Source organism: Pseudomonas sp. LBUM1662 (genome assembly GCF_059695915.1).
Window position 1 is genome coordinate 2,728,850 of record NZ_CP166793.1, and the last position, 26,419, is coordinate 2,755,268.

A 26,419-nucleotide genomic window follows, 5' to 3' on the forward strand; every position below is an offset into this window, starting at 1 on the left:
AGCGCCTCACCCCTTGGCTCGGTGACGCAAGCGCGAGTACGAAATCAGCATGCTGGTCAGCTCCTGCGTGACTTGGGTGAAGGGTGACACGCGGCGGCTGATCAGGCACACCTCACACGACTCCAGCGGCTCGCGAATCGAAATGCTGATCAGCGACGAGGAAAACAGCTTCATGCCGGGAAGCATGCCGGGCTCCAGGGTCAGGTAATCCGTCTCGGAAATGATGTGCAGGATTTCCAGCAGCGATTCGGTCGTGATCGCGATCTTCGGAGGCGGTAAGCCTTGGGCTTTGAACAGCTCGATCAGATGGCTCTCCGCGCTGCCGATGACTCCCGCCGGCCGGACGCTGATCCACTGGCAATCGGCTAACTCTCGCACTGATCGAGCCCCCGCCAAGGGATGCCCCTTGCGCGCAATCACGCTGGTTTTCGAGCTGTAGAGCCGCTCGATGTGCAGGTCGATATCGCAGACGTCGGGACTCAGCGGACCCATCACAAAGTCGAGCCGGCCAGCGCGAATCATCTCGATCAGCATCCGGGTCTTTCCGCTGGCGACGTGCAGCTGCACCTTCGGAAATCGGCGGGTAAAACTGCTGAAGACCGGCATCAAACACGCGGCCATGGGTTCCGCTGTGACACCCAGGGCGATCTGGCCTTCGGGCGTTCCATTCCACTGCCGGACGTCTTGTACCGCGCGATCGCAATCGAGAATGATCGAGCGAGCCCGGGTCAGGAACACCTTGCCGGCCAAGGTCAGGCTGATGCCTTGATTGGAGCGCACCAGCAAGGTGACCCCGAGCTCTCTTTCCAGACTTTGAACCGACTCCGTCAACGTGCTTTGGGCAACGTCCAGTTCTCGTGCCGCCGAACGAAAGCTGCCCCTGTCGACCACTGAGCAGAACGCTCGCAGCTGGATCAACTTCATGAAGCCGTGATCCAGTTGTTGCCGTTGTGGCCACGGGAAGCGTGAGGGGCATTGCTCGACATTGTGTGGCTGCTTCCGGTGTTCATGGCTGGATCTCCAAACGGCAGGATTGTGATGGGTTGTAATCGTAATCGATTAGATCGTATGCGATGTATAAATAATCTCCCAAAGACCTGGTGATGTCAAAGCGGACGTTGCGCCTTGGTGACGAACGGTGGTGGGCGGAAAAGCCGAAGGTGATCGCTTTTTCCGTTCTTCTCGACCTCTGGATCGCGCCTATAAACTCAGTCCTGTCAGATAGTTACGTAATGTTTGTGCTATCTGACCTTCATTGAAAATCTCAAGGAATCACCGATGAGCAACATTGAAAAAGTCCTGGTTACCGGCAAAACCCACACCGCCCTGAGCAGCTCCGGCATCACATCTCGCGGGCACAACGGCAACCTCGACATCGAACTCTCGACGCCCGGGAGCGCCAAACCGGCCCACGTATTTGCCGCCACCCAACCGCATCCGACGGCCGAGCAGTTGTTCGCCGGGGCTTGGTCGGCCTGCTACATCGCCGCCGTTGGCCTGGCGGGCAAAGAATTGAAGGTGACGATTCCAGCCGACGTGTCCGTCGAGATCGAGGTCGATCTGGGTCAAACCGGTAACGCTTACCTGCTGCAGGCCCGGTTCAATGTGCGGCTGCCAGGTCTGCCACATGAGGTCGCTTGCGCTGTCGCACATGCTGCGGATCAGATGTGCCCTTACTCGAAGGCGACGCGCGGCAATATCGACGTTTCATTTAATGTGCAGTCGGTGTGATCAAACTTATTCCTTTGTTTCCCGGGCTATAAGAAACACCGATCAGGTTCGTTACAGCTCCCGCTATAAACACCCATTTGTCGTTAGGGTCCCTTCAATCGAAGAGGGATCTGCGTAGGGCTGCGCGCCTCAGGAGCCTGTATGTCAAGACACACCAAACACCTTTCCCTGACCCGACGTAACTTTTGCGGCGCTGCTGCGGTGGCCTGTGCCGCTGCACCGCTCGGGTTACTCGGTTTATCCACCAGGACTGACGCTATGACCAATACTTCAACAAAAACCGATAGTGTTTCCGCTGAAATACGCCCCTTTCATTTCAGCGCCAAAGAGTCTGAACTTTCAGAGTTGCGTAGACGAATAGAAGCAACACGATGGCCGGACAAGGAAACAGTCAATGATTCCTCTCAAGGCGTACAACTGGCGACGATCCAGAAGCTGGCCAGACACTGGGCGACTAAATATGACTGGCGGGTAATCGAATCCAAAATCAACGCCGTTCCAAACTTCATCACGAACATTGATGGCCTAGATATCCACTTCATTCATGTCCGCTCAAAACACGAGAATGCGTTGCCCCTGTTAATGGCGCACGGCTGGCCCGGGTCGGTGATCGAGTTGATGAAAGTCATCGGGCCACTCACCGATCCTACCGCGCATGGCGGCAGTGCCTCCGATGCGTTCAGCCTGGTGATCCCGTCTATGCCGGGTTACGGCTTCTCGGAGAAACCGACCGGGGCCGGCTGGAATCCCGATCGTATTGCCGATGCCTACATCGAGTTGATGAAACGTCTCGGCTACACCCGGTATGGGGCGCAAGGTGGCGATTGGGGTTCTATCGTTGTCGATCTGATGGCGGTAAAGGCGCCACCTGGCTTGATCGGTATTCATTCGAACATGCCCGGCGTCATCCCGCCTGAACTGGATGCGGCGCTGTTTCGCGGCGAGCCGGTACCCAGCGGTCTTTCTGAAGAAGAGAAGCGAGCGGCTGATCAACTCGCCAATACTTACAAGCACATCGGTTACGCGATCATGATGGGGGATCGGCCGCAGTCGCTGACAGGTCTCAATGATTCGCCGGTCGGGCTGGCCGCCTTCATGCTTGATCACGATCCTAAAAGCTACGAGATGATTGCGCGATCCATTGACGGCCAACCGGAAGGCCTCACACCGGATGACGTCCTCGACAACATCACGCTGTTCTGGCTGACCCAAACGGCTGTTTCCTCGGGCCGGCTCTACTGGGAGAACAAGTCAACATTCTTCGCCGTCAAAGGCGTCAACATCCCGGTCGCGGTTAGTGTTTTTCCTGATGAACTGTATGCGGCGCCGAAAAGTTGGACGCAGAAGGCGTATCCCAAACTTGTGCATTACAACGAGCTTCCCAAGGGTGGGCACTTTGCTGCGTGGGAGCAGCCGGCGCTGTTCTCACAGGAAGTCCGGGCGGGATTCAAATCGCTGAGGTAATTGCCAAACCCACAAGCATCGAAGAACTGATCTCGTAATGATCAGGAGGGCTCGGTTCGGATCGTTGATCGTCATGCGTGAAAGTGATCCGAACCGAGCAACCCAGGGGCATTCCTTATGAACCAGTCGTCGGTCAACGCAGGTGTTGACGACGGCCAACGCAACGAGCACTTCCGATACCATCGCATGCGATGTATAGTCGGGCTTTGCAGTCCATCCGTCTTTGGCCACAGAGAATGCTCATGAAATCCACCAAAAAGACAGCTGCCCTCGACCTGAAACTTTCCGACTTCCTGTGCTTTGCGGTCTATTCCTCCAACCTCGCTTTCGGCAAGGCTTACAAGCCGATGCTCGAACGCCTCGGACTCACCTACACGCAATACATCACCCTCGTCGTGCTGTGGGAAGAAGACAACCAGACCGTGGGCAGCCTTGGCGAAAAGCTGTTCCTCGAATCCAACACCCTCACGCCGATCCTGAAGAAACTGGAAGCGATGGGTTATCTGCTACGCCAGCGCGACCCGGAAGACGAGCGCCAGGTACGCATCAGTCTCACAAAAGAGGGGCGAGAACTGCGTGAAGGCCTCACGGAAGAAGGCTTCCCGCAAACCGGCCTTGATCCCGACGAATTCGTGCAAATGCAGCAAGCCATTGTGAAATTACGGGACAACCTGATCCGTACTACGAAAGACCGGGAGTAAGCCGTTTCGAATGCAGGGGATGAGTCGCACCCGACGGACTCAAATCAATGAATCTGTCCCGTTATCGCATTATCTCCAGTGGCTACTTAACTGCGCCTGCCGGCCTGATATCTCCGCAAAAAATATCGACGTTGCCACTCTCCGGAGCCGTTTTTACGACGATGTAATACTTACCGGAAAGCAGATCGGGCAGGGCGATCGGTGCACTTCTTGAGAACGACCAGCCGCGTACGGCTTCGCGCGTGGTGTTGACCTTGTCGTTCATTGCAAAGGCCACCGGCCCGGGTTGCTGGCAACTGCCTTTATGGATGAAGGAGTAGAGGCGCAAGGGCAGGGTCGCTCCGCTTGGAGCGCCACTGATGAAGAAGCTGAGTCCGGTTTGCTTGTCCCAATTTGTCAGCGTTACATTGCCGATCTGCCCTGTGTTCTGCCGGGTGGCAACCAACGGGACAGACACGCCATGGTCGGTCGAAGTGGCGCATCCAAACAGGCTTGCGCTGATGATCAGGGGTGCAAGTGAGAGTCTGAGGTTCATTGCCAACTCCTGCGTAAGAACTGCAATGGGTGATTAGCGGGTATAGCTCATTTATCGCCTTCCCGCGTTGCCCGTGCCAATTCCCCCTCACGTTCAGCCAGCCCCTCCAACACTTCCACCGAAGGCACAAAAAACAATCCCCCGGTCACCGCCGTGCTGAAATCGAGCAGCCGGTCATAGTTCCCCTCCGGCCTGCCCACAAACATGTTCTCCAGCATCAGCTCGAGCGGCGCGGGCGAGCGCGCATAGCCAATGAAATAAGTACCGAATTCCCCCGCGCCCGGCCGGCCGAACGGCATGTTGTCGCGCAGGATTTTCACCTCCTGACCGTCCTGGGTGATCGTCGTCAGGGCGCTGTGCGAGTTGGTCGGCTTGACCGCATCATCCAGTTCGATGTCGGACAGTTTCGTTCGCCCGATCACCCGCTCTTGAGCCTCGACGGATAACGCGTTCCAGGCATTCATGTTGTGCAGGTATTTCTGCACCAGCACGTAGCTGCCGCCGCTGAAGGACGGATCTTCATCACCCACAATCGTGAACTCGACGGCTTTGCGCCCGACCGGGTTTTCGGTGCCGTCGACAAAACCGATGATGCTGCGCATGTCGAAGTAGCGGAAACCCTGTACTTCATCGACGACTGAAATCGCATCCCCAAGTGACGAAACCAATTGCGTCGCCAATTCGAAACACAGGTCCATCCGGTCAGCCCGGATGTGCAGCAAGAGGTCGCCGGGCGTGGCGATGGCCCGGCGTCCTGCCAGGCCGAATTCGCGAAACGGGTGCAGCGAAGCGGGGCGCGGATCGCCGAACAAGGTGTCCCACGCGGTGGCGCCAAAGCCGCAGACGCACGACAGATTACCGCCGGGAACGCGTTTGCCGACCGAGCGCACGAGGCCCGCGATTTCTGCACACCAGGCGCGCACTTCTCCTGCAGCGTCGGCGCCGGGCGCCAGTGTCGCCACGATAAAAATCGCGCTGCTGGTGATGAGGCTGTCGACGGATTGAGGCTCGGGTGTCTGGTTATCCATATCAGCGTTGGTCCTTCATTTGCTCGCATCCAGCACAACGCGGTAACGCGCTTTGCCGCTGCGCAGGTGATCGATCGCTTCGTTGACCCGGCTCATGGGAAACAGCTCGACCTGCGGCAGGATCTGGTGACGGGCGCAGAATTCCAGCATGGTTGCCGTGGTACTCGGCGAGCCGACCGGCGAGGCGGACAGGGTCTTTTGTTGGGGGATCAGGTTGAACACATGCACAGGAATAGCGTCGGGCACGATGCCGACAAAGTGCAGTCGCCCCTTGCCGCGCAGGGTGGCGAGCATGGCCGTCCAGTCGAGGTTGGCGTTGGCGGTCACCAGCAGGAAATCCAGGGTGCCGGCAATGGCTTTCAGCGCATCGCTGTCGGTCGAGGCGACGACGTTGTGCGCGCCGAGGCGACGGGCTTCGTCGGTCTTGTTCAGCGACGAGGTAAACGCGGTGACCTCGCAGCCCCAGGCGTTGAGGAAGCGCAGTGCCAGATGACCGAGGCCGCCGATGCCCACTACGCCGACCCGGTCAGTGGGTTTGACGTCGAATTGCACCAGCGGGTTGAACACCGTCGAACCGGCGCAGAACAGCGGCCCGGCCATCGACGGGTCGAGCTCGCCCGGTATCGCCAGCGCCCAGGCCCAGTGCGAACGCAGGCGATCGGCAAAGCCTCCGTTGCTGCCGATGATGGTGGGTTTGGCGGTGCCGCACAGATGGTGGGCGCCGCCGATGCACGAAGAGCAATGCATGCAACTGCCCTTGTACCAGCCGATGCCCACCCGTTGCCCCACTTGGAGACCGCGGACCTGCGCACCCACTCGCACAATGCTGCCGACCACCTCGTGGCCGGGGATAAAGGGGTAGCTGCTGACACCCCATTCGTTATCAATCAGCGACTGGTCGGAGTGGCAGACGCCGCAATATTCCACCGCGACTTCCACCTCTTCATCCCCTAATGGACCGGGGTCGTAGCTGTAACGCTCCAGGGGCGCGCCGGCGGCCATTGCGGCCCAGCCGGTGAAGGACGTGACTTCGCTGTTATCTTTCATGGGATACCTCCAGATCAGGAGACACAAGGGGGGCTACTCAGGCGTCGCCGCGGAGCAAGTGAAGCGGGCGACCGCATGAAAGGATAGTCCCGGATCTGGAACCAAGGGCGCGGACCGACAATCAGTTCTTCCGGATTGCCATTGCACCTTGATCGCTGTCTGAAACCGCAAGCGAGGTGCCAAGCCGCAGCACCTCACTTTGAACGACGCAACGCAATCAGGCTTTGCTGGCTGCCAGATAAGCGCCAAGGCGTTGTCCCATTTGCTCGCCCAAGGCTTGCAAGGCACTGAACGGACGGACCATCACCTCGAACTCGACGATTTTCCCTTGTTCATTGAACCGGATCATGTCGATGCCCTTGAGCTCTTTACCGCTGACTTTGGCGCTGAATTCCAGGACAACGCTCAAACCATCGGCGGTCGACAATTCACGGTGGTAGGTGAAATCTTCAAACACCTTGACGACCGTGTTGAGAATCATCGAGACCACGGGCGCACCCGGGTAGGGCTTGTGAGCCATGGGCGAGCGGAATATAGCTTGTGGGTCCAATAATTCGGGCAGGGCGCGCAAGTCACCCTTGAGGATCATGTCGTGCCAGTGGCTCAGGGATTTTGCGGCGTTGGGGTGCAGGTTCAGTTCAGACATTTTCAACTCCTGTATTTTTGTTGTTCTGTAAAACGCCTCAGTGTTGCACATGCAGAATTGCCCGATGGCTTGCTGCAGAACGTCAATAGTGCCGCGAGGATCGACTGGCGGCTATGCGAATTTATTAAAAGTTGTTCACGAAAAAGCCCGGCTGTTTAGGCCGGGCTTTTCGTTGAGTCCTGCGGTGAAACCATTCATTTATACAGCGCGGCTTTCGATCAGACGGTCGGAACCACCTTCGGCAACGCGGTTTTCAATCAGACGGTCGGAACCACCTTCGGCGACGCGGTTTTCGATCAGACGGTCGGAACCACCTTCAGCGACGCGGTTTTCAATCAGACGGTCGGAACCACCTTCGGCGACGCGGTTTTCAATCAGACGGTCGGAACCACCTTCAGCGACGCGGTTCTCGATCAGACGGTCGGAACCACCTTCAGCGACGCGGTTTTCAATCAGACGATCCGAGCCACCTTCAGCCACACGACTTTCAATCAGACGATCCGAGCCGCCTTCAGCGACAACCGGGTGAGCAGAGGTAGCGGCGAAAGCGTTAACTGCAAAAACCGAGAAAGCGATGCTGAGAAGGATTTGGCGTTTCATGAGGGTGTGCTCCGGGGTGTAGTTGTTTGGTATGGACGCGATGTTACGCCCCGGAGTTTTTAAGAGAACTTCATTGAATTAATGGTGACTATTGATGCAGTCAATGGCTGACCGAAACGGGCATCGCCCTGTCACTGATCAGCGACACACAGCTCCCCGGTAGCGCGTATCAAAGCCTGACCATGCAGTTGGTCCTTGATCAGGCCGGCTCGCGCCGCGCCTAGCCAGTTCGGGCAGTTCGGGTCTTTGCGGTAGGGCGCGAAGTCGGCGTATTGCTGCAGCAGACGGTTTTGCAGCTCGTCCAGCTGTGGCCTGATCTGCTTGGCCAGGTCCGGCCGCGGTGTGTCAGGCGCCTTGCCGGCCGCTCGCCAATTAGCGAGCAGGCCATACTGCACCAGCTTGTTGGCTTCAATTTGCGCGGCGATCAACTCGGCGACCTGTTCCGGGTCCAGTTTTCGTTTAATGGCCATCTTCCTGGCATTGGCGATGACTTGCGCTTCCCGCGCACTGTCCTGGATCGCTTTGCCACTGTCCCACTTGGTCAGCGCCACGAGATCGCCAATGTTCAGACGCTCGTTCATCGTCACCAGCAGCGGTTGCAAACTAGCGGGTGCCGGGGAGGGCGTACTCGCCTGCGCGCCGCCAGCGAGTAAACCGATCAGGGCGCAGGTCAGCAGCTGCGGGATGCGTGGGGAGCGGGGCATAAGCAAAACCTCGTTAGAGCTCAGAATTTACGATCAGGTGATGTGTATCACAGACGGACGCCAAGCATACAACGCTTGGCGTGCTCGCTGAGTTAGACTGAAACGCGGAACAAACATACTGATTTCAGTCATCACTGTGCAGATTCATGGACAGTCGGACTGGATGTTCATCATCAAGCGGGTAGACCACAGTGAATCAACTTTTAGCAATGCGTGCGTTTGTACGTGTTGTGGAAACAGGCTCTTTCAGCCGGGCTGCCGACCAACTGGCGCTTCCGCGTTCGACGGTCAGCAAGTTGATCACCGACCTCGAAAAGCACCTTGGCATCAAGCTGATGCACCGCACTACCCGTGCGGTCGCCGCCACATCGGACGGGCTGGAATACTACAGTCATGCGATGCGTCTTATTGCCGAACTGGACTCCGTGGACGCCGCCGCGCGAGGTAAAAAGCTCAAGCCCGGCGGACACCTGAGGGTCGATTCGCCGGCCTCGTTCGCCAATTGCCTGTTGATACCCGCGTTGCCTGATTTTCATCGCGAGTATCCCGATATCACCATTGCCCTAGGCATCAGCGACCGGCCAGTCAATATCGTTGGCGAGGGCGTCGATTGCGTGATTCGTGCCGGTGAACTGGAGGACATGACGATGATCGGGCGCAAGCTTGTCGACCTTCACTACGTCACCTGCGCGGCCCCTGCTTACCTGGAACGCACGGGGATGCCTTCTTCCCCCATTGATCTTCAGGCCAACCATGTTCAAGCCGGATACTTCTTTGCCGCGACCAGTAAACCGGAACCCTTGATCTTCGATAACGGTACTCATCGATATGAAGTCGGTGATTGCGAGTTTTCGACGAACGACGGTAATGGCCTTAAAGAAATGATGCTCGCGGGCCTGGGCATCGGGCAGCACTTCAGGCACATCGTTCAGCCTTATCTGGACGCGGGCGAGTTAGTTGCCGTTTTGGAGGACTGGTCTCGACCCGCCATGCCGTTTCATGTCCTCTATCCACCCAATCGACATCAAAATGCCCGGCTGAAGGTTTTTATCGATTGGGTGATTCAGACATTCCGAGAGGCGTCGCCCGCTCATTGAAGCTTAACGAACAATGGCGGTCACGCGGATTTCAATGCGCATCGTTGGAAGTCCAAGTGAAGCGACTCCGAGCTGCGTCCAGATGGGAGCGTGGTTGGGCATGTAATGCCGATACAGCCTGGCCATCGTCTCGTTAACTATCGGGGGGAAACCTCCGACATGGTAAGAGTTGACGTGAACCACATGCTCCCAACTGGCACCTGCGGTCGCAAGGGTTCGCTCCAGGTTGCGAAATGCCTGGGCAATCTCGTCCTCGATCGATTCGGGAATCTGCAGATCGTCATCCCAGCCGCCTTGGCCTGATGTCTCCACGCGATCGCCAATTTTCAGCGCTTGCGAGTAGTGCAGGGCATTGAGCAGGGTTTCCCCATAGCCGGGGGTAACAAAAAACTCGGGCTTGTTCATTGTGGTTCTCTGTTCAGTTTGATGGCCGGTAGAGGCTTCTACCTGTTGCTGATGCTAATAGACTGAAAAGAAGACCAATAGCCGCCAAAGCTGTCATGACTATCCATGTGTGTGGATAGTTGAAATAGCGTGGCGCACGAAAAAGCCCGACTGATGAGGCCGGGCTTTTCGTTGAGTACCGCGGTGAAGCCATGCATTTATACAGCGCGGCTTTCGATCAGACGGTCGGAGCCACCTTCTGCAACGCGGTTTTCGATCAGACGGTCGGAACCACCTTCGGCGACGCGGTTTTCGATCAGACGGTCGGAGCCACCTTCGGCAACGCGGTTTTCGATCAGACGGTCGGAACCACCTTCGGCAACGCGGTTTTCGATCAGGCGGTCAGAGCCACCTTCGGCAACGCGGTTTTCGATCAGGCGATCAGAGCCACCTTCAGCAATGCGGTTTTCGATCAGACGATCCGAACCACCCTCAGCTACACGACTTTCAATCAGACGATCCGAGCCGCCTTCAGCGACAACCGGGTGAGTAGAGGTAGCGGCGAAAGCGTTAACTGCAAAAACCGAGAAAGCGATGCTGAGAAGGATTTGGCGTTTCATGATTTTGTGCTCCGGGGTGTAGTTGTTTTGGTATGGAGCCGATCTTACGCCGCAGATTTTTTATGAGAACTTCATTGAATTGATGGTGACTATCGACGTCGGCAATGGATGCACGACGTTCAATTTCCATCGGGTGATGGCCTCTGGCTACGCATTGCTTGATTGGATCCACAGTGGCACCCTCAGCGCCCGCTGTAGCAAGGAGCCAGGTGATCAAGGAATGAGTGGATACGTCCCCAACCCCCCGAAAAACTACCAATACGACGAAGCCAAACCCGTCGATATCCATGCCCAACGCTGGGCGGAATACGAGAAACACGGCAAGGCACCGGCGCCTGCGAAAGAAAAAATCCGGGTCGCGCTGCGCATTGGGGTGTTCTTTGACGGGACGCTGAACAATGCCGGTAACTCGGCCTCAGGGTTGCTTTGCGGCGCGCATCATCCGATCCAGCCAGCGGATGTTGACGCGAGTTGTAAGCCTTATATGGCAGATCCTGAAGGAAGTTATGGCAACGATGTCAGTAATGTCTTCAAGCTCTATGAGCTCTATCCAACATCGGAATTAGCCAACAGCGATGGCTCAGCCAAACTCGTACACCGCAGTTTGTATGTCGATGGAATCGGTACGGATGCAGGTGTTGAAGACAGCATGGGGGCTGCGGCCACCGGGCGAGGTGATGCCGGAGTCGCGGGGAAGGTGCAAAAAGCGTTTGTCGCCATGAAAACACTGATCAAGGAAGCCGCAGATCGTAACCCCGGTAGCGAAATCACATCGCTCACCTTCGACACCTTTGGGTTCAGTCGAGGTGCTGCCGCTGCCCGGCATTTCGCCAATGAAATCGTGCGTTGTAAACAAGGGCCTTTGGGCGAAGTGCTGCGTAGCAACCCTAAGGGCTTCAGCTCCAGTTTTGGTGGTCAGTACAACAGTGAGATCATCATGGGGTTTGTCGGTCTGTTCGATACCGTTCCCTCAGTCGCGGGAGTCACAAACATTGGTAACATCCAGAGCCCAATAGCCCCGGGGATCAAACTCTACCTTGATCGAAAGTACTTTACCGATGTTGTTCAGTTGACCGCGCGAGATGAAATTCGAGCCAACTTCGCGTTAAGCACGGTTATCCCCGCACACACAGAAATATCTGTTCCCGGCGTGCATTCGGATGTCGGTGGAGGTTATCGGGAGGAAGTGGAGGAGTGCGTGCTGGTCAGCCCTATGCAGGCCCTTACGATTCGAGAGGGCGCAGATATTCGAACCACTTCAATTTATCTTGATGCCCAGCAGCAAAAAGCCAAGTGGATCGCCAACGGCTGGCCGGAGACAATGCTGGAGATCGTGACTCCGAAACCGAGCCTCCTGCCTAAGGCAGAGCAGACCACTGGGTTCAAGCAGGTCCGGGCGTACGCAGGTTTGCAATTGAAGCGTCCGGTCAGTGGCAAGCTGTCGGTGGTGTATCTGCATTTGATGCATAAATTGGCGAAGGAGAAGGGTGTGCAGTTCATCGATATACCAAATACCTCTCAGTATTCTGTACCAGCAGAGCTCCAAACTCTTCGTGACAGGTTTCTTGGCGGTAACTACGCAGTCACTACCACAGAAGACAAAACGCTCAAATTGCACTACATCCATATGTCTGCTAACTGGAGCAATCCAATAGGAATAAGTCGTGAGCGTGGCGTAGATCTTCGCTATACCAATGCGCCCACCGCGGATGGTGTGCGCGTGCGTCACCCCCACGTGCAGGATTCAAGCTGGAGAACGTTTTGATGCGTGTCTTGGGAATGTTGCTAGGGATGCTTTTGGTTTCAGGCTGCCAAGGCACAAACCTTGTATCGCCCAAAACGGAACTCACGAGAAAATGGTGGAGCCTCAGCTTCAACGAGCCGTACTACATGAAAGCTTGGGTCGAAGACAGCGCGGTTGAAGACACCAACGGTAAGCTGTTCCACCGTACAGGGGGCGGTACGGCGGCGGGGGGGGAGCCAGAAAACAGTACGGAGTCCGCTCGAGGGTGGGGCGAAATAACCGGAGGCATTCGTGAGGTGGTTGGTGCCGAATTACCCAAACGTATCTTTGTTCGCTGGCAGTCGATAGTCGAACCCCAAACGTACCGAGTATGGGTCGACATTCCAGAAGAGGCCCGACAAATCATGCGCGCTACCTGGAAAGAACCTTGCCCCGCATCACCGGATGAGCCCGCAGGTAATGTCGCACTGGTTTATGTTGGCGTGGCGCCTGGTGGAGTTGTCCAAGTGTGGGTCGCAGATAAATGCATGAAAGCCGTCAAGGTGGCTCGGGCGCAAGCAGAGATAGAACCGATGGGCCCGGACCAAGGCAAAAGCCAGGGGCAATATGCCTATCCAGTTAGCGACAAGGCGAAGCGCTACATCAGCCAATACGGCATCCCTTACGGCAGTTGGTAATCCCAACCCGCAAACAAAAAACGGACGCCTACTGTCCGTTGAACCTGTGCATCTCGCGGATCTTGCCCGCCACGAATGCCTGAGACTGCGCGGAACAGGCGTCAACCGCTGGACGCTCTCCAGCGATGAAGGGACTGTGGACATCGACATCGGCGGCCGACTTGAACTCAACAGCGTGGACGCGATTCGACTTCTGGCGACGCTTGTTCTGGGATCGCGTTACTGGCCGAAGGCATCGCTGCGCAAGACGTTGCCAATGGCACGCTGCGCAAAGTCTTGCCTAAATGGCATGCGTCGCGCATTTCGGTTTATGCCCTCACCGAAACGCGCCTGCTGCCGGCAAAGACCCAGCGTTTTATCGAGTTCCTTATGGCACATAATCGCCCGCCGCCCTGAGTGCATAAATGGCTGAGGTTGCCGGGCATGAAAACGAACCAAGGGAGTTACCACATTACTTATGGCTAATAAGCTCACGTCCAAGACTGCGATTGTTACCGGGGCAGCCCAAGGGATTGGGGCGGCGATTGCGCGACTCTTCGCGCAGGAGGATTGCTTTGTCTATGTCACTGATATCAACGATGAGCTGGGCAAAGTCGTAGCAGACTCACTCGGTGATCACGCCAGCTATCTGCGCCTTGATGTGCGGCTGGAAGAAGACTGGCAGCGAGTGACGGCGCACATACTGAAGGCACGCGGCAGGCTGGATGTATTGGTGAACAACGCGGGTATCACCGGATTTGAGCAAGGCTTCGTGCGACACGATCCGGAGCATGCGCGTCTGGAGGACTGGCACGCCGTGCATCAAACCAATCTCGATGGAGTATTCCTCGGTTGCAAGTACGCCATACGCTCCATGCGGCAGCATGGGGCTGGGTCCATTATCAACATCTCCTCTCGATCCGGCCTGGTCGGCATTCCGGGTGCCGCGGCTTATGCCTCGTCCAAAGGCGCAGTGCGTAATCACACAAAGACAGTGGCGCTCTACTGTGCCGAGCAAGGTCTGAACGTTCGATGCAACTCGATTCATCCAGCGGCCATCCTCACACCCATGTGGGAGCCCATGTTGGGCATCGGCGCCGATCGTCAAGAGCGAATGGCCGCACTGGTTCGAGATACTCCACTTAGGAGGTTCGGGATGCCCGAAGAGGTTGCGGCACTGGCACTGCTACTTGCCTCGGATGAAGCGACCTATATCACCGGCAGTGAGTTCAACATCGATGGCGGCCTATTGGCGGGTACGGCTGCGACGCCCCCTGTAGGAACTGTCGAGTGAAACGAGGCTGCGATCTTTTGACTTTGATTTTTAAAAACAAGATCAAAAGATCGCAGCCTCGTTTCACTCGACAGCTCCTACAGGGGCGGGGGGCGTGCATTTTATCCGGCAGCGGGCAGCAGGCCTTTCTGTCTCGCGACATGCGTCGCCATTGCGTCCATCAAGTCCGGAGACAGGCAGTCATAGGGCTCCAGGCCGATCGAACGCAGACGCTCGCGGATCGCTTTCATGTGCGCGGGTGGTGTGCCGGTTTCGATGATGGACGACACGAACGCCGCGAAGCCTGGCGCAGCCCATCCGCGTTGGGGGGAGAGTTCGGTGTGGACGAAATCCAGGCCATAAAACGCATGGTCCTTGTTCTCGATGCGCCCAAAGAGATGGGCATGACACTGCTTGCAGGCGTGGCGCTGGATGGTCGCGCTTTCGTCAACAATCGCCAGTTTTTCGCCATGGGCCGTGACGCTGACCTTGTCCCGAGGTACCACGGCGATGACGGCGAACGTCGCGTCTTGCGGTTTCCAGCATTTGCTGCAGCCGCATGCGTGGTTATGCAGCGTTTGCGCGTCGATCCTGACCTCGACCTTGTCGGTCGCACATAGGCATTGCAGGGTGCCGCCCGTGAAATTTGCAGCGGCAGGTTCGATACCGTTGTCCAGAGCAGGGTGAAGTTTCAGGGTGGCCATGCTGGCTCCTCCTTTTCAGGGTGTCCTCCAGATAAAGAATAGCTCTGCGTCCGTAGGAGCTGACGTGAACGAGGCTGCGATCTTTTGACTTTGATTTTAAAAAACCAGATCAAAAGATCGCAGCCTCGTTTCACTCGACAGCTCCTACAGGGGGAAGGGGGGCACCTGCACAATGAGGGGGCGAGTCTGCAAAACGACCTGGCATGGGAACGGATCATCGGCGCGGTCGGTTTTCAGTCCCAGGCCGAGGTTAGCCGCGTGCGACTGTGCTGGATGGCAGCTGGCATTTTCCTGAAGCTACGCCTGCCGACTGAGGTGCCTGGCGGTGCTCTCACCTCCAGTCGACGTCCCGTGTGTCTGCACTACGTCAACTCAAATCGCTCTAACGAATAATCCTTGCCTGCCAAGGTCAGTTCAAAAGTGGTGGCGCCAAACGTACCCCGTGTCACTTTTTGCTTCACGAGACGTTTGGCCTGGAGTTGCTTCAGACCGGTTTCAACTTCTAGCGTGCTGAGCGAGACGAGTTTGCAAATCGAGTTTAAGTTTGCGACTTTTCTGAAGTTCGCATGATAGGCCAACGCTTCCATCAGTAGCGTTTGGTTATCTGTCAAACGCGGGAACTGGGGGTTGTTCATCTTGTAAACTTTCCGCTCTATCTCATGTAGCTCATCGTAAGTTCCATCAGTGTTGCGGGTGTAGTAAATCGCTACAGACAGGGTGCAGATCAACATCGCGATAATCATCAGCAGCGACCAATTCGGCATTGGCGTTTCCAGCAAAAGCCAATTCCCCAAACGTAGCAGCCAGCTCATGGCATCTGCGATCAATGTCAGGTCGAAGTCAGGGTCGAGCAGCTTTATGGCAGCCCAAGCGACAAGGAAAACTCCAGCCGAGCAGGCCATGGCCTTGAACGTTAAAGCGGAATGCTTGCCTTGTGCTGCCATGTTAATCGTCTCTAGTGCAGAAACAGATGTTGTCAGCATAGCAGCGCAAAAGTAGTTATCTGGCAGCCGACCGGCAAGATCAGACGATTTCAGCCGGTCAGCACGCGCTCGTGACAGGCGGGTTCAGGTAAAAGACGCTGGCCGTGAACGCCTGTGTGGAGGCGGGGTCGGCGATCAGCCTGATAGACCGCAATGGCACTGCGGGCAAAGCTGCACTACCGTGTAGGTGTAAGCCCTCGTGCCGCAGTCCTATTCTGGTTGAGAGGTGGGTTTCATGAATAACATCATCTACATCGTCGGGTTAGTCGTGGTCGTCGTGGTAATCCTGTCGTTCCTCGGGTTTGCCTAGGTTTCAATTCCTGCACTCCGCCAACACCACTTGGCAGGTGTTCGGCGTGCCACCGGATCGACCGGCATAGCGGATGCAATTATCCATGGATTTTTTGCGAGCCATGCTCAAGGTGTTGCCCCAGGCCAGACCGCCTTCGCCGGCGGTTGGGAGCGCTTTGGCATAGCAGGCCGAGCCTACGCTTGAGGTTGTGTAACGAGCAGTGGACGTTTTACCTGAACATCCCGCGATCAGCGCCAGGCTGATGGCGAGCAGGGAAGGGATGAGCCATGGCGAACATTGGCGTGCGGTTTTAACGATCATCCCGTTTCCCCTGTATCAAGAGGCGTGTCTGGGGGCCTGCTCTAATGAGATTAGACGGTGTTGGGCCTGGGCTTGTATCGGTTTCAAAATGCAGTGAGTTTCAGTCCTCCGGCAGTGCTCGCTAACGTCCCAGCTTTTGCTTGAGATCGGCCTCACTCCAGACGCCGCTGAGCGGGCTGCCGGGCAAACCCTCATTGGCTCGCGCCAGCGGAAACAGCACCGGTACAAATCCGGCGTCGCGCACTAACCGTGCACCGATCTCCCGAGCCTGGGCATCATCGGCGAACACGGGAATCGCCTTGTCTTTGCCCGACAGTTCTTTCATCGAGGCAGAGCCAATGGCGTTGAACGCCCGCGCCAGGTGCACGCCGGGCAGATATTGCCGGTCCGCCGAGGCGACGCCCACGTCCAGCGCCTTGCGCCCGATGTCTCCGTCACGGCCGCTGAAGGGGTTGCTGGTGCTGAACAGCACTTTGCCGTCCAGCTTGCCTTTCAGCTGTTCGGACAGCACCGGCATTGCGCCATAGGGCACACTCAACACGATCACATCGCCCCATGCTGCGGCATCGCCGACCGTGCCCGCCCGAGCGTTGGGGCCGGCCGCCTTGACCAGGTCCGTCAGCTCCTCGGGGTGGCGTGACGAAAACATCACCGAGTGCCCGGCCTTCACCCATAGCGTGCCCAGCGTACCGCCGACCTTACCGGCGCCGATCACGCTGATCTTGAGGGCGTCCGCCATCGCCTGGCTGGTACAGAGGATCAGGACGGCAAACATCAGAGAGAAAATTCTGGACATGCACTGCGCTCCTCGGTTGCAAAGCGGTCGTGGAGTAACCGTAGTAGAGACAGCGTACCAACGAGGAGGTCGAGCAGGGATAGGTGATGAACGGAGTGAGGCAGGTTGAGCAGGGGCAGCTATTGTCTATGTGTTCACCTCGCCAGTTGCCGCCCAACCAGCTCGTCCCTGAGGCGGCTGGCGGGGTGAACTCTCTGTTGATCGTTTTGCGTGTGTGACCTGAAGCTCGCGAGGGAAGCCTTCAAAGATCGACCACGATCGCTGCCTCTTGATTTCGCTTGTGCTGCATCGGACAGGTGCCATGCTGACTCTCGCCCAATGCCGTGACTGTCTGAATAGACATCGATTGTTGCGGAGTGAACGATAAGTGGACGCGCTTGATTCGGCGCTGATGGCGGCGCGTGTCCAGTTTGCGATCACCATCAGTTTTCACATTGTGCTGGCGGCACTCACCATCGGCTTGTCCAACTTTTTAATGGTGCTCGAAGCTCAGTGGCTGTGGCGTGGACGACAGATCTACCTCGACGTCTATCGTTACTGGCTAAAAGTATTTGCCCTGACTGTGGCGGTGGGCACCGCCTCGGGCCTGATTCTGGAGTATCAGTTCGGACTCAATTGGTCGCGGCTTTCGACACAGGCTGGTGACATCCTCGGCCCCTTGATGTTTTACGAAGTACTCGCCGCCTTTTTCCTGGAGGCGGGTTTTCTCGGCATCATGCTCTTCGGATTGAAGAAGGTTGGCCCACGGATTCATTTCTTCGCCACCTGCGCGGTGGCCGTCGGCTCGCTGATGAGCGCGTTCTGGATCTTGTCGGCCAATTCCTGGATGCAGACACCCGCTGGTTACTCGATTGGCGATGAGGGTCGTTTCATTGCCGAGGACTGGTGGGCGATCATTTTCAATCCATCGTTTCCTTATCGGTTTGCGCACATGACCCTGGCTGCGTTACTCGGCAGCGCCACCTTGGTGGCCGGTGTCAGCGCCTGGCAGCTGTTGCGCGCGCCTGAGAATCCGCGGGCACGGCTAGCGTATTCCATGGCGCTGTGGACGATTGCCTTGCTCATGCCTGTGCAAATCGTGGTCGGAGACCTGCATGGCCAACACAGCCTTGTGGTTCAGCCGCAAAAGGTTGCCGCCATCGAAGGCTCCTGGACTCGTCCGCCTGAGGGGGAGGGCGAACCCTTACGCTTGTTCGCGCTTCCGGACATGGCCGAGCGACGCAACCATTGGGAGGTGGCGATTCCGCGTATAGGATCGCTTTACCTGCGACACGACCTGAGTGGCACCATCGCTGCACTGGATGAGTTCCCGCCTCAGGATATTCCCCCTGTGCCTGCGGTCTTCTTTGCCTTTCGATTGATGGTTGGCCTGGGCCTGTTGATGCTGGGCCAAGGCCTGGCCAGCCTGGTGTTGCGCTGGCGACGACGGTTGTACGCTGCGCGCTGGATGCTCCGAGTGTGCGTGTTGATGGCGCCGGCGGGATTTCTGGCGATGTTGAGTGGCTGGGTGGTCACTGAGGTCGGACGCCAACCCTTCACCGTCTATGGATTGCTGCGCACGGCTGACAGCCTGTCTTCGGTGTCTCGCCAGCAAGTGGTCGGGGCGACGTGGACGATCCTGGTGTTTTATCTGGTGATCTTCGGTGTGGGTCTATGGGTGCTGCTGCGGCTGCTGCGTGAGCCACCTCACGAGGACGAGCCCGGGCCGCAACCTACGCTGGCTGACGAGACGGGTAAACCGTGAGGGCCTGCATCCATGTTGGACAATGACTGGATAACCCTGCTGTCCGCCGCGGCCCTGGGGTTCTCGGTGTTGAATTATGTGCTGTTGGACGGCACTGATCTGGGTGTGGGCGTACTGCTCGGCCTTACCCGAAACAGTCAGCACCGTCGTTCCATGGCTGTGACGATCTTGCCGATCTGGGACGCCAATGAAACCTGGCTGGTGTTGGGAGGCGGTGGTCTGCTGGCGCTGTTTCCGCTGGCTTACGCCATCCTGCTGCCGGCGCTTTATCTGCCGTTTATCACGATGTTCTTGGCACTGATTCTTCGCGCCGTAGCGCTGGAGTTTCGCGACTACTCGCCCAGCGATCGTATCAAGCGCGGGGTCGATGGCCTGCTGCTGGTCGGTTCGCTGCTGGCAGGGGCAACCCAGGGGATTGTGTTGGGTACGCTTGTACAAGGCGTGCCCAATCAGGGCGGGCAGTACAGCGGGAACGGCTGGGAGTGGTCAGGTCTGTTTCCATTGTTTTGCGGCGCGGTGCTTGTCGTTGGCTACACGTGGTTGGGCGCCTGCTGGCTGTATTGGCGCACGGTCGAAGAACTGCAACAACGATCAGGTCGACAGGCGAGGGCACTGGCCATCATCACCCTGGTGCTGTTGACCGTGCTGGTGGTCTGGACCGCGACACTGGACGCCCGCTATGCGAGTCGGCTTGGCAATCGACTTGTCTGGCTGCCAGCCGCAGCCCTTATCACTGCATTGCTGATCGGCTTCACCTTGGGGTTTCGAAGCCGTTGGCATTGTCTGCCACTGTTCGCCGCATTGGGGATCTTCATCCTGGCGTTCGCCTTGATGATCGCCGCGATTTATCCGTTGATTGTCCCGCCACAGCTGACCTTGCAAGCGGCCGCCTCAAGTCCGAAGAGCCAGATGTTCATGCTGGTCGGTTTCGCCGTGCTGATCCCGGTGACGCTCATCTACAACACCTACGGCTTCAAAGTCTTCAGCGGAAAGGTTCGCGCCATTCGTGATTGACCGCAGACTCTCAACGCTGCCCAGCCCAATACTGTTGCACGGCGCCCTGCGAGCCTTGCACCGGGTCCTGGTCGGGAAACGGCAGTGTGTCGATGCTCGCCAGTTGAGCCTGGGTGGGCGCCTCGCGGCAGATATCGGCCTGCTGCCCCGGCGGGTAGGCTCCGACCACCAGAAAGTCGTCACTGGCGTCCAGATTGCAGTGGCCGGTTCCCGCCGGAAGTAGCACCACGTCACCTGAGCTGACTTCAACAACCTGTCCATCCGGGCCGCCCAGCATCAAACGGGCGTGGCCGCTGACGATGCCGAGTACTTCATGACCCTCGGTATGGTAGTGGTGATAGCTGTAAACCCCGTAGCGCCATTGCGGTGGCCAGCCATTGGCGCTGAAGGTTTGCTCGAACAGCACAGCGGGATCATCGCCCTGAACGGCAATCGCGTTGGGGTAAATGAGTACCGGCAGGCGCGGGTTGTTGGGAACCCATTCGTTGCGTTCAAACATCAGGGCTTGCACGTTATCGGTCGCAGATTGCGAGTTGTTCATGAAGGTTTCAGTCATGGCAATGTCCTTGAAACGGTGTGAGGCGTTACGCGTTGACCCTCCCTATGCGCTAGACGATGGGAATGAGGTGTGAGTTCAACGCCACGGGCCAACGGAGCATTTAAGCTGTGATAAGGCGTGCCTCAAACTCGAGACTACGCTGAAACTACTCGCGCAGCGTCCGCCCCAGGAGCGCCCAATGCCGCCCATCACCTTGCGCCTGGTGGCGCTGTTTGTGCTTTGCCTGACCCTTGAGGTGCCAGCCCAGGGCAGCGCCTGCCCGGCTGGCGAGAAACAAGTCTGCCTGGACGAATGCATCTGCCTGCCAGACCTGGGACCGTTGCTCGGCCCTCTGCCGGATGACATCTACCAGATCGCGTCACCGGCCCTGGCGTTGTGGCTGACCCAGGCCCGCGCTGATGCAGCCGTCAACGGAACCCAACCCATTCCACCGCACATCCGGGAGAAACTGCTGCGCTGGTACGACCCCAGCATCCTCGATGCCGCACGCTACAAAGTCAGCGACAACAGTCAATTCAACGCCGCCACCGCTATGCTGCAAAACCCCGATGTCGGCGCCGTGACGCTGATCGACATCATCCTCTTCCGGGATGCGCAAACCGCAGAAGAGAACATCGCGCTCTGGGCTCACGAACTCAAGCATGTGCAGCAGTATCAGGAATGGGGGGTTGAGGGGTTTGCCCAGCGGTATACACAAGATTTCAATGCGGTGGAGGCGCCGGCTTATGCCATACAGGCCGAGGTCAGGCGGTGGGTGCGGGATGGGACGCTCTGAGGGGGCGTGAATGCGTTACGGCGCATGTTCAGGAGCGCCTTTACAGCTGACGGCTTCTGGCTGATAGGCGCCTGCCCTGAAGTGCTGATTTGCGACTGAAACTGACGTTGTATGTGCCGACAGGCCTATGGATTCAAAGTGTGGCCGGAATTAAATGCAATTTGGCACAAAAAGTAAGCAAGCACCTGAACAGGATTTTTCAATCCTCGTTACCCTGATTTCCATTGGGTGCCGAGCACGGAACCCGATAGGGCTCCTGGATTCACGTGATGCTTGATCTTGAAGCTTCTCACCAGGTCTTTACCACCTATCACCAACGATAGAGCTAATTGAGCGGTAAGGATGACCGTAAATTTGCGGGAGAAGCACAAGATGAACACGAAAAAACTGAAGCACATTCTTGCCGGTTTAACCCTGTCTTTTGGCGCTGTGCATTCGCATGCAGAGGAGGCCAAAAAAGTCGATGTACTGCTGATCGGTGGCGGCATCATGAGCGCAACCTTGGGCGTGTGGCTAAATGAATTGGAGCCGGGGCTCTCGATGGAGATGGTCGAACGCCTCGACGGTGTCGCCCTCGAAAGCTCCAATGGCTGGAACAACGCGGGTACAGGTCATTCGGCATTGGCCGAGTTGAATTACACACCGCAGGACGAGAACGGAAAAGTCACGATCTCGAAGGCCGTTGAAGTCAATGAAGGCTTCCAGCTGACCCGACAATTCTGGGCTTGGCAGGTCAGGCAAGGCGTGTTGAAGAACCCGCGTTCGTTCATCAATTCCACCCCGCACATGAGCTTCGTCTGGGGCGATGCCAACGCCAGCTTTCTGAAAAAGCGTTATGAGGCGTTGCAGGCTAGCCCGTTGTTTCGCGGAATGCAGTACTCCGAAGACCCGGCCGTGATCAAAAAATGGGCTCCACTCATGATGGAAGGGCGTGATCCCAAGCAAAAAATCGCGGCCACGTGGAATCCCAATGGCACTGATGTCAATTTTGGTGAAGTTACCCGCCAACTGGTCGGTTACCTGCAAACCTCGCCGAAATTTACCCTGAAGCTGTCAAGCGAAGTACAGGACATCACCCGAAACGAGGACGGTAGTTGGCGCGTCAGCTACAAGAGTCTCAAAGACGGGAGCGAAAACGTAACCGATGCCAGGTTCCTGTTCATTGGTGCGGGTGGTGGCGCGCTGAAACTGTTGCAGAAATCGGGTATTCCCGAGGCCAGGGAATATGCGGGTTTTCCAGTGGGCGGCTCATTTCTGGTGACAGAAAACCCGGCTATTACAGAGCGTCATCTGGCCAAAGCCTACGGCCAGGCGTCGGTGGGGGCGCCGCCCATGTCGGTTCCGCATTTGGATACCCGTGTACTGGACGGCAAGCGCCTGATCCTGTTCGGGCCTTTCGCAACCTTCAGTACCAAGTTTCTCAAGCAGGGCTCCTTTCTAGACCTGCTGAGTACGACCACGATAGACAATGTGTGGCCGATGACTCGCGTCGGCATCAAACAATATCCACTGGTCGAGTACCTGGCTGGCCAACTGATGCTGTCGGACGACGATCGGCTCAATGCCTTGAAAGAATACTTCCCCAACGCCAAAGCCGAAGACTGGCATCTGTGGCAAGCAGGCCAGCGCGTGCAGGTGATCAAGCGTGATGAAGCTGCCGGTGGCGTCCTGAAACTGGGCACGGAGATTGTTACGTCCCAGGACGGCACCATCGCCGGTTTGCTAGGTGCCTCTCCAGGCGCGTCGACCGCGGTACCCATCATGGTGAGCTTGTTGCAGAAAGTCTTCAAAGACAAAGTCGCGACGCCCGAATGGCAGGAGAAACTGCATCAGATTCTCCCGAGCTACGGTACCCAACTTAACGACGATCCGGCAAAAGTGGCTGAAGAGTGGGCCTATACCGCCAAGATACTTGAACTGATGCCCCCACCAGCGATCAGTCAAATCGCTACGCCGATTGCTGAAAAAGAGGAGGGCAAGCCGATGAAAGAAAAGGCACCGGCTGACATGGCTCTATGATTAACAAGCCCCCTCATTCGCAATGCCTGGCATCGCTGACTTAGAGACAAAAGCCCGCTGGACGTTAACGGCCAGCGGGCTTTTTAATGGGTCGAGAGAAGGAAGAGGTTCGATTGACACGCTGATCAAGCCTAACTGCAAATGTCTGTTTATGACCGATAGCAGCTTTTTGCGACGACCGCTTCCGACCTCGAGCGCTCAGACCCGGCCAACCGTTCTGACAGATTGCGCGGGTGCAGAAACGGCTCCAGCGTTTTTTCTGTTGCTGGAGCAGTTCCCGCGCCACGGTTTTACAAACTGCCTACCTTGTAGGCAGAGGACTGAAGAAACTCGTCGATCAGCGATGCAACCTGCTGTTGGATCACCTCACGTGGGCGAGCGCCGTCGCCATCCCGGCAAATGATGCCATCGCCTGGAACGTCCTCATCGAGCAGTGCCTGCGCACCAGGCTTGCACACCGACACGAAGCTGAAATGGCTTGCGTCGCTGATCTCGACGTAGCGGCTTGATGCCGGTGGAAGGCGTTTGGCCAGGTTGCCAGACTCCAACTCGGCTGGAAGGTCGCGCGACGGTGCGCCGGCGGCGATCACCAGCGTTGGTACCGGCAGCGCGGCCAGGCTTTCATCGGTCATGCCCCGTGAAAGCCCCAGGTCCAATGTCACCACGGCAGTGACGCGTTTATCGCGCCAATCGGCGGTCAACGCGGCCTTTGATTCTGAGGTGTTTGCGGGGTTTATCTTTCCATAAACGCTGCAACTTGCTAACTGCGGGTGAGCTTTGCATTCATGGGCGAAGCGGTCTGGATCGAAGCGAGCACCGGCGATCTCCAGAGCGGTCCAGCCGCCGAGTGAATGGCCCACCACTGCAATTTGGCCATCGGCGACCGAGCCGAATTTATCAGGTTGAGCCGTGACGCTATCAATAGCTCGAGTCAAATCTACGGGCCGCTGCCATAACTGCGCCGCTGCTTGAGGGCTGCGGTCATGAGTGGTGGTGCCAGGGTGATTGAGTGCGGCAACGATGTAACCCTTTTGAGCCAGGGCACTGGCAAGCCAGATCTGGTTGCTCCAGTTACCCCTGTACCCATGGGAGAGTACCAACAATGGATGCTTGCCAGCAGCGGGCGGCGCGTCACGAATGGCAGAAGCCCCGACGAACACCACATCATCGCCAATCAGTTGCGTGGCGGCGGTCGTTGCACTGGGGTACCAGACGACCATCTCCAGTGCGCGGTTATTCTGCGGGTCCGCCAGTGTGGAGGAGTGGAAGCCGACAGGGCTCTGGTCAGCGAGTGCGATGGTCGTCAGCGAGGTCAACAGCAGGGCGGCAAAAGCTATTTTCAATGTCGTTTCTTCCTTGATTAGACGAGTGCATGGCAACCTGAATCCTCCGTCAAACGCGTCCACTTTCGTAGGGCGTCGAAGCTAATGGGGTTGCATATCAGCTCGGACATTAAAGTCCACATTCGAATCGCCACACATAATTTTTTATCGTCAGCTCTGTTCGCGGTGTTTAGTGAGATGGCTGAACGTTTATATCAGCCTATCTCTAGTGCGTAGAAATTCACTACCGACTATGCGCCGCAGCCGCCAATTGCTCAGTATCCACGCGCACAAAAACCGAGTCTCCAACCGCCGTGAGCACGTCCCCGGCGTAAACCTCGCAGATCACATGAGTCTTGCGCCCGACATCTCCTTCCACTCGCGCACGCAGCGTCAAAGGCACACCCATCGGTGTCGGCTTGATGAACTTGATGCCGAGGTTGCCGGTGACGCAGTTGATGCGGGGGAGGCTGGCCACTTCGCGGTTTTCAGAACGGTAGTGGTAGGCCATCGCTGTCCAGTTTGAATGGCAGTCGACCAGCATCGCGATCAACCCGCCGTACACCAGATCCGGCCAGCCGCAATACATGGGATCGGGGATGTGCTCGGCCATGACATGCACGCCGTCCTCATCCCAGAAACTCTTGATGTGGAGCCCGTGCGGATTGCTGCTGCCGCAGCCATAACAAACGCCTTCAGGCGCGGCGCTGTCTTGCAGGGAGGTGTCGAGACTGGACATAACGGGATCTTCCTCAAACAGGGGAACCAAACCCGGCGGATTTTAACGCTGCAAGCAAGCTGCGGTCACTCGGGCAATCCCGAGCGACATGCCCACCTGCATCGTGAATATTTCCGGGTCCAGCGGACTCAAGCGAACGGCATGAGCAACCGTGCCCTGTCGGGCAATGCGATGCCGCCAGGCTGGCGGGCATCAAGATCGGCTGTGCGCGACACGCGAAAGCGCAGGCTGCGCAAACCGCAGGATGAAACTAGGGCGCCAGAACGTACTCATGAAAGATCTGCGGCCCATGCTGGTCGTCGTTTCTGCTGGTGAATCCCATATGGACTGCCAGACCATGCATCGCCTCGTTACCAGAGGAATCCATTGACGAGATTTTGCTGAAGCCCTGGCGTGTGGCGGTGTCCATCAAATGTTGCAACAGCGCCTTGGCGACGCCTCGTCGTTGCCAGCGTTCAACCACCGCCACGGCGAACTCGCAATGGGCGTCGCCTTCGTACGCCCCGTAACGCGCCGTACCCACTTCAATCAGCTGACTGCCTTCGTATGCCAGCGCCAGGAAGGCCATGCGATTGTGCAGATTGATGTCCATGAGCTGGTCGTGGGGTTCGACCAGGTTGCTGAACGAGGCCAGAAAATGAAAATGCGGTTTGCCTTTGCCGAGCTCGTTGAAAAAGGCCAGATCCCGCTCTCGATCCGTTTCCGCCAGTTCGCGAATCAGCAGGGGCGTACCGTCCGCCAAGGATTCCACCCAGTATTCGCTGGCCAGCCCATCGGTTTCATCCTTGAAACGTTGGTTGATGCTTGCGTCATAAGACATGCGATGAACTCCAGCTCATTAATGGGACTGCTCATTCACCCTAGTCTTATGCGGGGGGGCGCTGGACCGATATCCGCTCGCTGACAGGTAAACTGGACAGC

28 protein-coding genes and 1 pseudogene are annotated in these 26,419 nt (G+C 57.3%); 12 read left to right on the top strand and 17 right to left on the bottom strand.

Annotated features, from left to right (window positions below):
- Positions 1-6: 6 nt before the first annotated feature.
- Positions 7-924, bottom strand: a complete 918-nt coding sequence (locus ACA049_RS12310) for a LysR substrate-binding domain-containing protein (RefSeq protein ID WP_497335753.1) — start codon at positions 922-924, stop codon at positions 7-9.
- A gap of 354 nt (positions 925-1,278) precedes the next feature.
- Here ACA049_RS12310 and ACA049_RS12315 point away from each other — a divergent pair, with 354 nt between their 5' ends.
- From ACA049_RS12315 to ACA049_RS12325, 3 genes are all read left to right on the top strand, one after another.
- Entirely contained in the window at positions 1,279-1,731 is a 453-nt protein-coding gene (locus tag ACA049_RS12315; protein ID WP_497335755.1) for an Ohr family peroxiredoxin, read from the top strand.
- A 258-nt stretch (positions 1,732-1,989) separates the two neighbouring features.
- A complete protein-coding gene (locus tag ACA049_RS12320; protein ID WP_497335757.1) occupies positions 1,990-3,195 on the top strand; it encodes an epoxide hydrolase family protein in 1,206 nt (401 codons plus the stop codon).
- A gap of 242 nt (positions 3,196-3,437) precedes the next feature.
- Positions 3,438-3,896 (top strand): MarR family winged helix-turn-helix transcriptional regulator, encoded by a 459-nt coding sequence (locus ACA049_RS12325; protein ID WP_497335759.1) that lies wholly within the window; start codon positions 3,438-3,440, stop codon positions 3,894-3,896.
- An 82-nt stretch (positions 3,897-3,978) separates the two neighbouring features.
- Here ACA049_RS12325 and ACA049_RS12330 read toward each other — a convergent pair whose 3' ends face one another.
- The 6 genes from ACA049_RS12330 to ACA049_RS12355 form a co-directional block, all read right to left on the bottom strand.
- On the bottom strand, positions 3,979-4,431 hold the full coding sequence (locus ACA049_RS12330; RefSeq protein WP_497335761.1) for a hypothetical protein: 453 nt from the start codon (positions 4,429-4,431) through the stop codon (positions 3,979-3,981).
- 47 nt (positions 4,432-4,478) lie between these two features.
- Positions 4,479-5,459: a Dyp-type peroxidase gene (locus ACA049_RS12335; RefSeq protein ID WP_497335763.1), complete on the bottom strand. Its 981-nt coding sequence runs from the start codon at positions 5,457-5,459 to the stop codon at positions 4,479-4,481.
- A 15-nt stretch (positions 5,460-5,474) separates the two neighbouring features.
- The gene (gene ahr, locus ACA049_RS12340; RefSeq protein WP_497335765.1) at positions 5,475-6,506 is read right to left on the bottom strand and encodes an NADPH-dependent aldehyde reductase Ahr; all 1,032 of its coding nucleotides are present in this window, start codon (positions 6,504-6,506) and stop codon (positions 5,475-5,477) included.
- Positions 6,507-6,723: 217 nt separating this feature from the next.
- Positions 6,724-7,152, bottom strand: coding sequence for a nuclear transport factor 2 family protein (locus ACA049_RS12345; RefSeq protein WP_497335767.1), 429 nt, complete (start codon positions 7,150-7,152; stop codon positions 6,724-6,726).
- A 198-nt stretch (positions 7,153-7,350) separates the two neighbouring features.
- Positions 7,351-7,752 carry a hypothetical protein gene (locus ACA049_RS12350; protein ID WP_497335769.1) on the bottom strand — a complete coding sequence of 134 codons (402 nt, stop codon included), beginning with the start codon at positions 7,750-7,752 and terminating at the stop codon, positions 7,351-7,353.
- A gap of 131 nt (positions 7,753-7,883) precedes the next feature.
- A complete protein-coding gene (locus ACA049_RS12355) occupies positions 7,884-8,456 on the bottom strand; it encodes a chorismate mutase (RefSeq protein WP_497335771.1) in 573 nt (190 codons plus the stop codon).
- Between the two features lie 191 nt (positions 8,457-8,647).
- Here ACA049_RS12355 and ACA049_RS12360 point away from each other — a divergent pair, with 191 nt between their 5' ends.
- Positions 8,648-9,553: a LysR family transcriptional regulator gene (locus ACA049_RS12360; RefSeq protein ID WP_497335773.1), complete on the top strand. Its 906-nt coding sequence runs from the start codon at positions 8,648-8,650 to the stop codon at positions 9,551-9,553.
- A 3-nt stretch (positions 9,554-9,556) separates the two neighbouring features.
- On the opposite strand, the gene ACA049_RS12365 is transcribed toward ACA049_RS12360, so the two are convergent.
- Positions 9,557-9,958 carry a RidA family protein gene (locus ACA049_RS12365; protein ID WP_497335775.1) on the bottom strand — a complete coding sequence of 134 codons (402 nt, stop codon included), beginning with the start codon at positions 9,956-9,958 and terminating at the stop codon, positions 9,557-9,559.
- Positions 9,959-10,155: 197 nt separating this feature from the next.
- A complete protein-coding gene (locus ACA049_RS12370) occupies positions 10,156-10,557 on the bottom strand; it encodes a hypothetical protein (protein WP_497335777.1) in 402 nt (133 codons plus the stop codon).
- Positions 10,558-10,777: 220 nt separating this feature from the next.
- Here ACA049_RS12370 and ACA049_RS12375 point away from each other — a divergent pair, with 220 nt between their 5' ends.
- The 4 genes and pseudogenes from ACA049_RS12375 to ACA049_RS12390 all read left to right on the top strand — a co-directional run bounded on the left by ACA049_RS12375 (position 10,778) and on the right by ACA049_RS12390 (position 14,251).
- Positions 10,778-12,322: a T6SS phospholipase effector Tle1-like catalytic domain-containing protein gene (locus ACA049_RS12375; protein WP_497336839.1), complete on the top strand. Its 1,545-nt coding sequence runs from the start codon at positions 10,778-10,780 to the stop codon at positions 12,320-12,322.
- Entirely contained in the window at positions 12,322-12,978 is a 657-nt protein-coding gene (locus ACA049_RS12380) for a DUF2931 family protein (protein WP_497335779.1), read from the top strand. Before ACA049_RS12375 ends, ACA049_RS12380 begins: the two co-directional genes overlap by 1 nt.
- Before the next feature lie 31 nt (positions 12,979-13,009).
- Positions 13,010-13,374, top strand: a pseudogene (locus ACA049_RS12385) (LysR substrate-binding domain-containing protein); the annotation flags it as partial.
- A gap of 61 nt (positions 13,375-13,435) precedes the next feature.
- Positions 13,436-14,251, top strand: a complete 816-nt coding sequence (locus ACA049_RS12390) for an SDR family oxidoreductase (RefSeq protein WP_497335781.1) — start codon at positions 13,436-13,438, stop codon at positions 14,249-14,251.
- A 101-nt stretch (positions 14,252-14,352) separates the two neighbouring features.
- Here the strand turns inward: ACA049_RS12390 and gfa are convergent, their stop codons facing one another.
- The 4 genes from gfa to ACA049_RS12410 form a co-directional block, all read right to left on the bottom strand.
- Entirely contained in the window at positions 14,353-14,934 is a 582-nt protein-coding gene (gene gfa / locus ACA049_RS12395) for an S-(hydroxymethyl)glutathione synthase (RefSeq protein ID WP_497335783.1), read from the bottom strand.
- Between the two features lie 362 nt (positions 14,935-15,296).
- Positions 15,297-15,878, bottom strand: a complete 582-nt coding sequence (locus tag ACA049_RS12400; RefSeq protein ID WP_497335785.1) for a hypothetical protein — start codon at positions 15,876-15,878, stop codon at positions 15,297-15,299.
- A gap of 352 nt (positions 15,879-16,230) precedes the next feature.
- A complete protein-coding gene (locus tag ACA049_RS12405) occupies positions 16,231-16,530 on the bottom strand; it encodes a hypothetical protein (protein WP_497335787.1) in 300 nt (99 codons plus the stop codon).
- Between the two features lie 121 nt (positions 16,531-16,651).
- Entirely contained in the window at positions 16,652-17,326 is a 675-nt protein-coding gene (locus tag ACA049_RS12410; protein ID WP_497335789.1) for an NADPH-dependent F420 reductase, read from the bottom strand.
- A gap of 367 nt (positions 17,327-17,693) precedes the next feature.
- Here ACA049_RS12410 and ACA049_RS12415 point away from each other — a divergent pair, with 367 nt between their 5' ends.
- Positions 17,694-19,070 carry a cytochrome ubiquinol oxidase subunit I gene (locus ACA049_RS12415; RefSeq protein ID WP_497335791.1) on the top strand — a complete coding sequence of 459 codons (1,377 nt, stop codon included), beginning with the start codon at positions 17,694-17,696 and terminating at the stop codon, positions 19,068-19,070.
- A 12-nt stretch (positions 19,071-19,082) separates the two neighbouring features.
- The gene (cydB, locus tag ACA049_RS12420; RefSeq protein ID WP_497335793.1) at positions 19,083-20,084 is read left to right on the top strand and encodes a cytochrome d ubiquinol oxidase subunit II; all 1,002 of its coding nucleotides are present in this window, start codon (positions 19,083-19,085) and stop codon (positions 20,082-20,084) included.
- A 10-nt stretch (positions 20,085-20,094) separates the two neighbouring features.
- Here cydB and ACA049_RS12425 read toward each other — a convergent pair whose 3' ends face one another.
- Positions 20,095-20,640 carry a cupin gene (locus tag ACA049_RS12425; RefSeq protein WP_497335795.1) on the bottom strand — a complete coding sequence of 182 codons (546 nt, stop codon included), beginning with the start codon at positions 20,638-20,640 and terminating at the stop codon, positions 20,095-20,097.
- Positions 20,641-20,821: 181 nt separating this feature from the next.
- Here ACA049_RS12425 and ACA049_RS12430 point away from each other — a divergent pair, with 181 nt between their 5' ends.
- Both ACA049_RS12430 and mqo read left to right on the top strand, forming a co-directional pair.
- Positions 20,822-21,418 (top strand): eCIS core domain-containing protein, encoded by a 597-nt coding sequence (locus ACA049_RS12430; protein WP_497335797.1) that lies wholly within the window; start codon positions 20,822-20,824, stop codon positions 21,416-21,418.
- A gap of 372 nt (positions 21,419-21,790) precedes the next feature.
- Complete coding sequence (mqo, locus tag ACA049_RS12435; RefSeq protein WP_497335799.1) at positions 21,791-23,437, top strand: malate dehydrogenase (quinone); 1,647 nt, start codon at positions 21,791-21,793, stop codon at positions 23,435-23,437.
- Positions 23,438-23,727: 290 nt separating this feature from the next.
- Here mqo and ACA049_RS12440 read toward each other — a convergent pair whose 3' ends face one another.
- From ACA049_RS12440 to ACA049_RS12450, 3 genes are all read right to left on the bottom strand, one after another.
- Positions 23,728-24,780 carry an alpha/beta hydrolase family protein gene (locus ACA049_RS12440; protein ID WP_497336841.1) on the bottom strand — a complete coding sequence of 351 codons (1,053 nt, stop codon included), beginning with the start codon at positions 24,778-24,780 and terminating at the stop codon, positions 23,728-23,730.
- A 223-nt stretch (positions 24,781-25,003) separates the two neighbouring features.
- Complete coding sequence (locus ACA049_RS12445) at positions 25,004-25,498, bottom strand: PaaI family thioesterase (RefSeq protein ID WP_497335801.1); 495 nt, start codon at positions 25,496-25,498, stop codon at positions 25,004-25,006.
- 250 nt (positions 25,499-25,748) lie between these two features.
- Entirely contained in the window at positions 25,749-26,318 is a 570-nt protein-coding gene (locus tag ACA049_RS12450; RefSeq protein WP_497335803.1) for a GNAT family N-acetyltransferase, read from the bottom strand.
- Positions 26,319-26,419 lie beyond the last annotated feature (101 nt).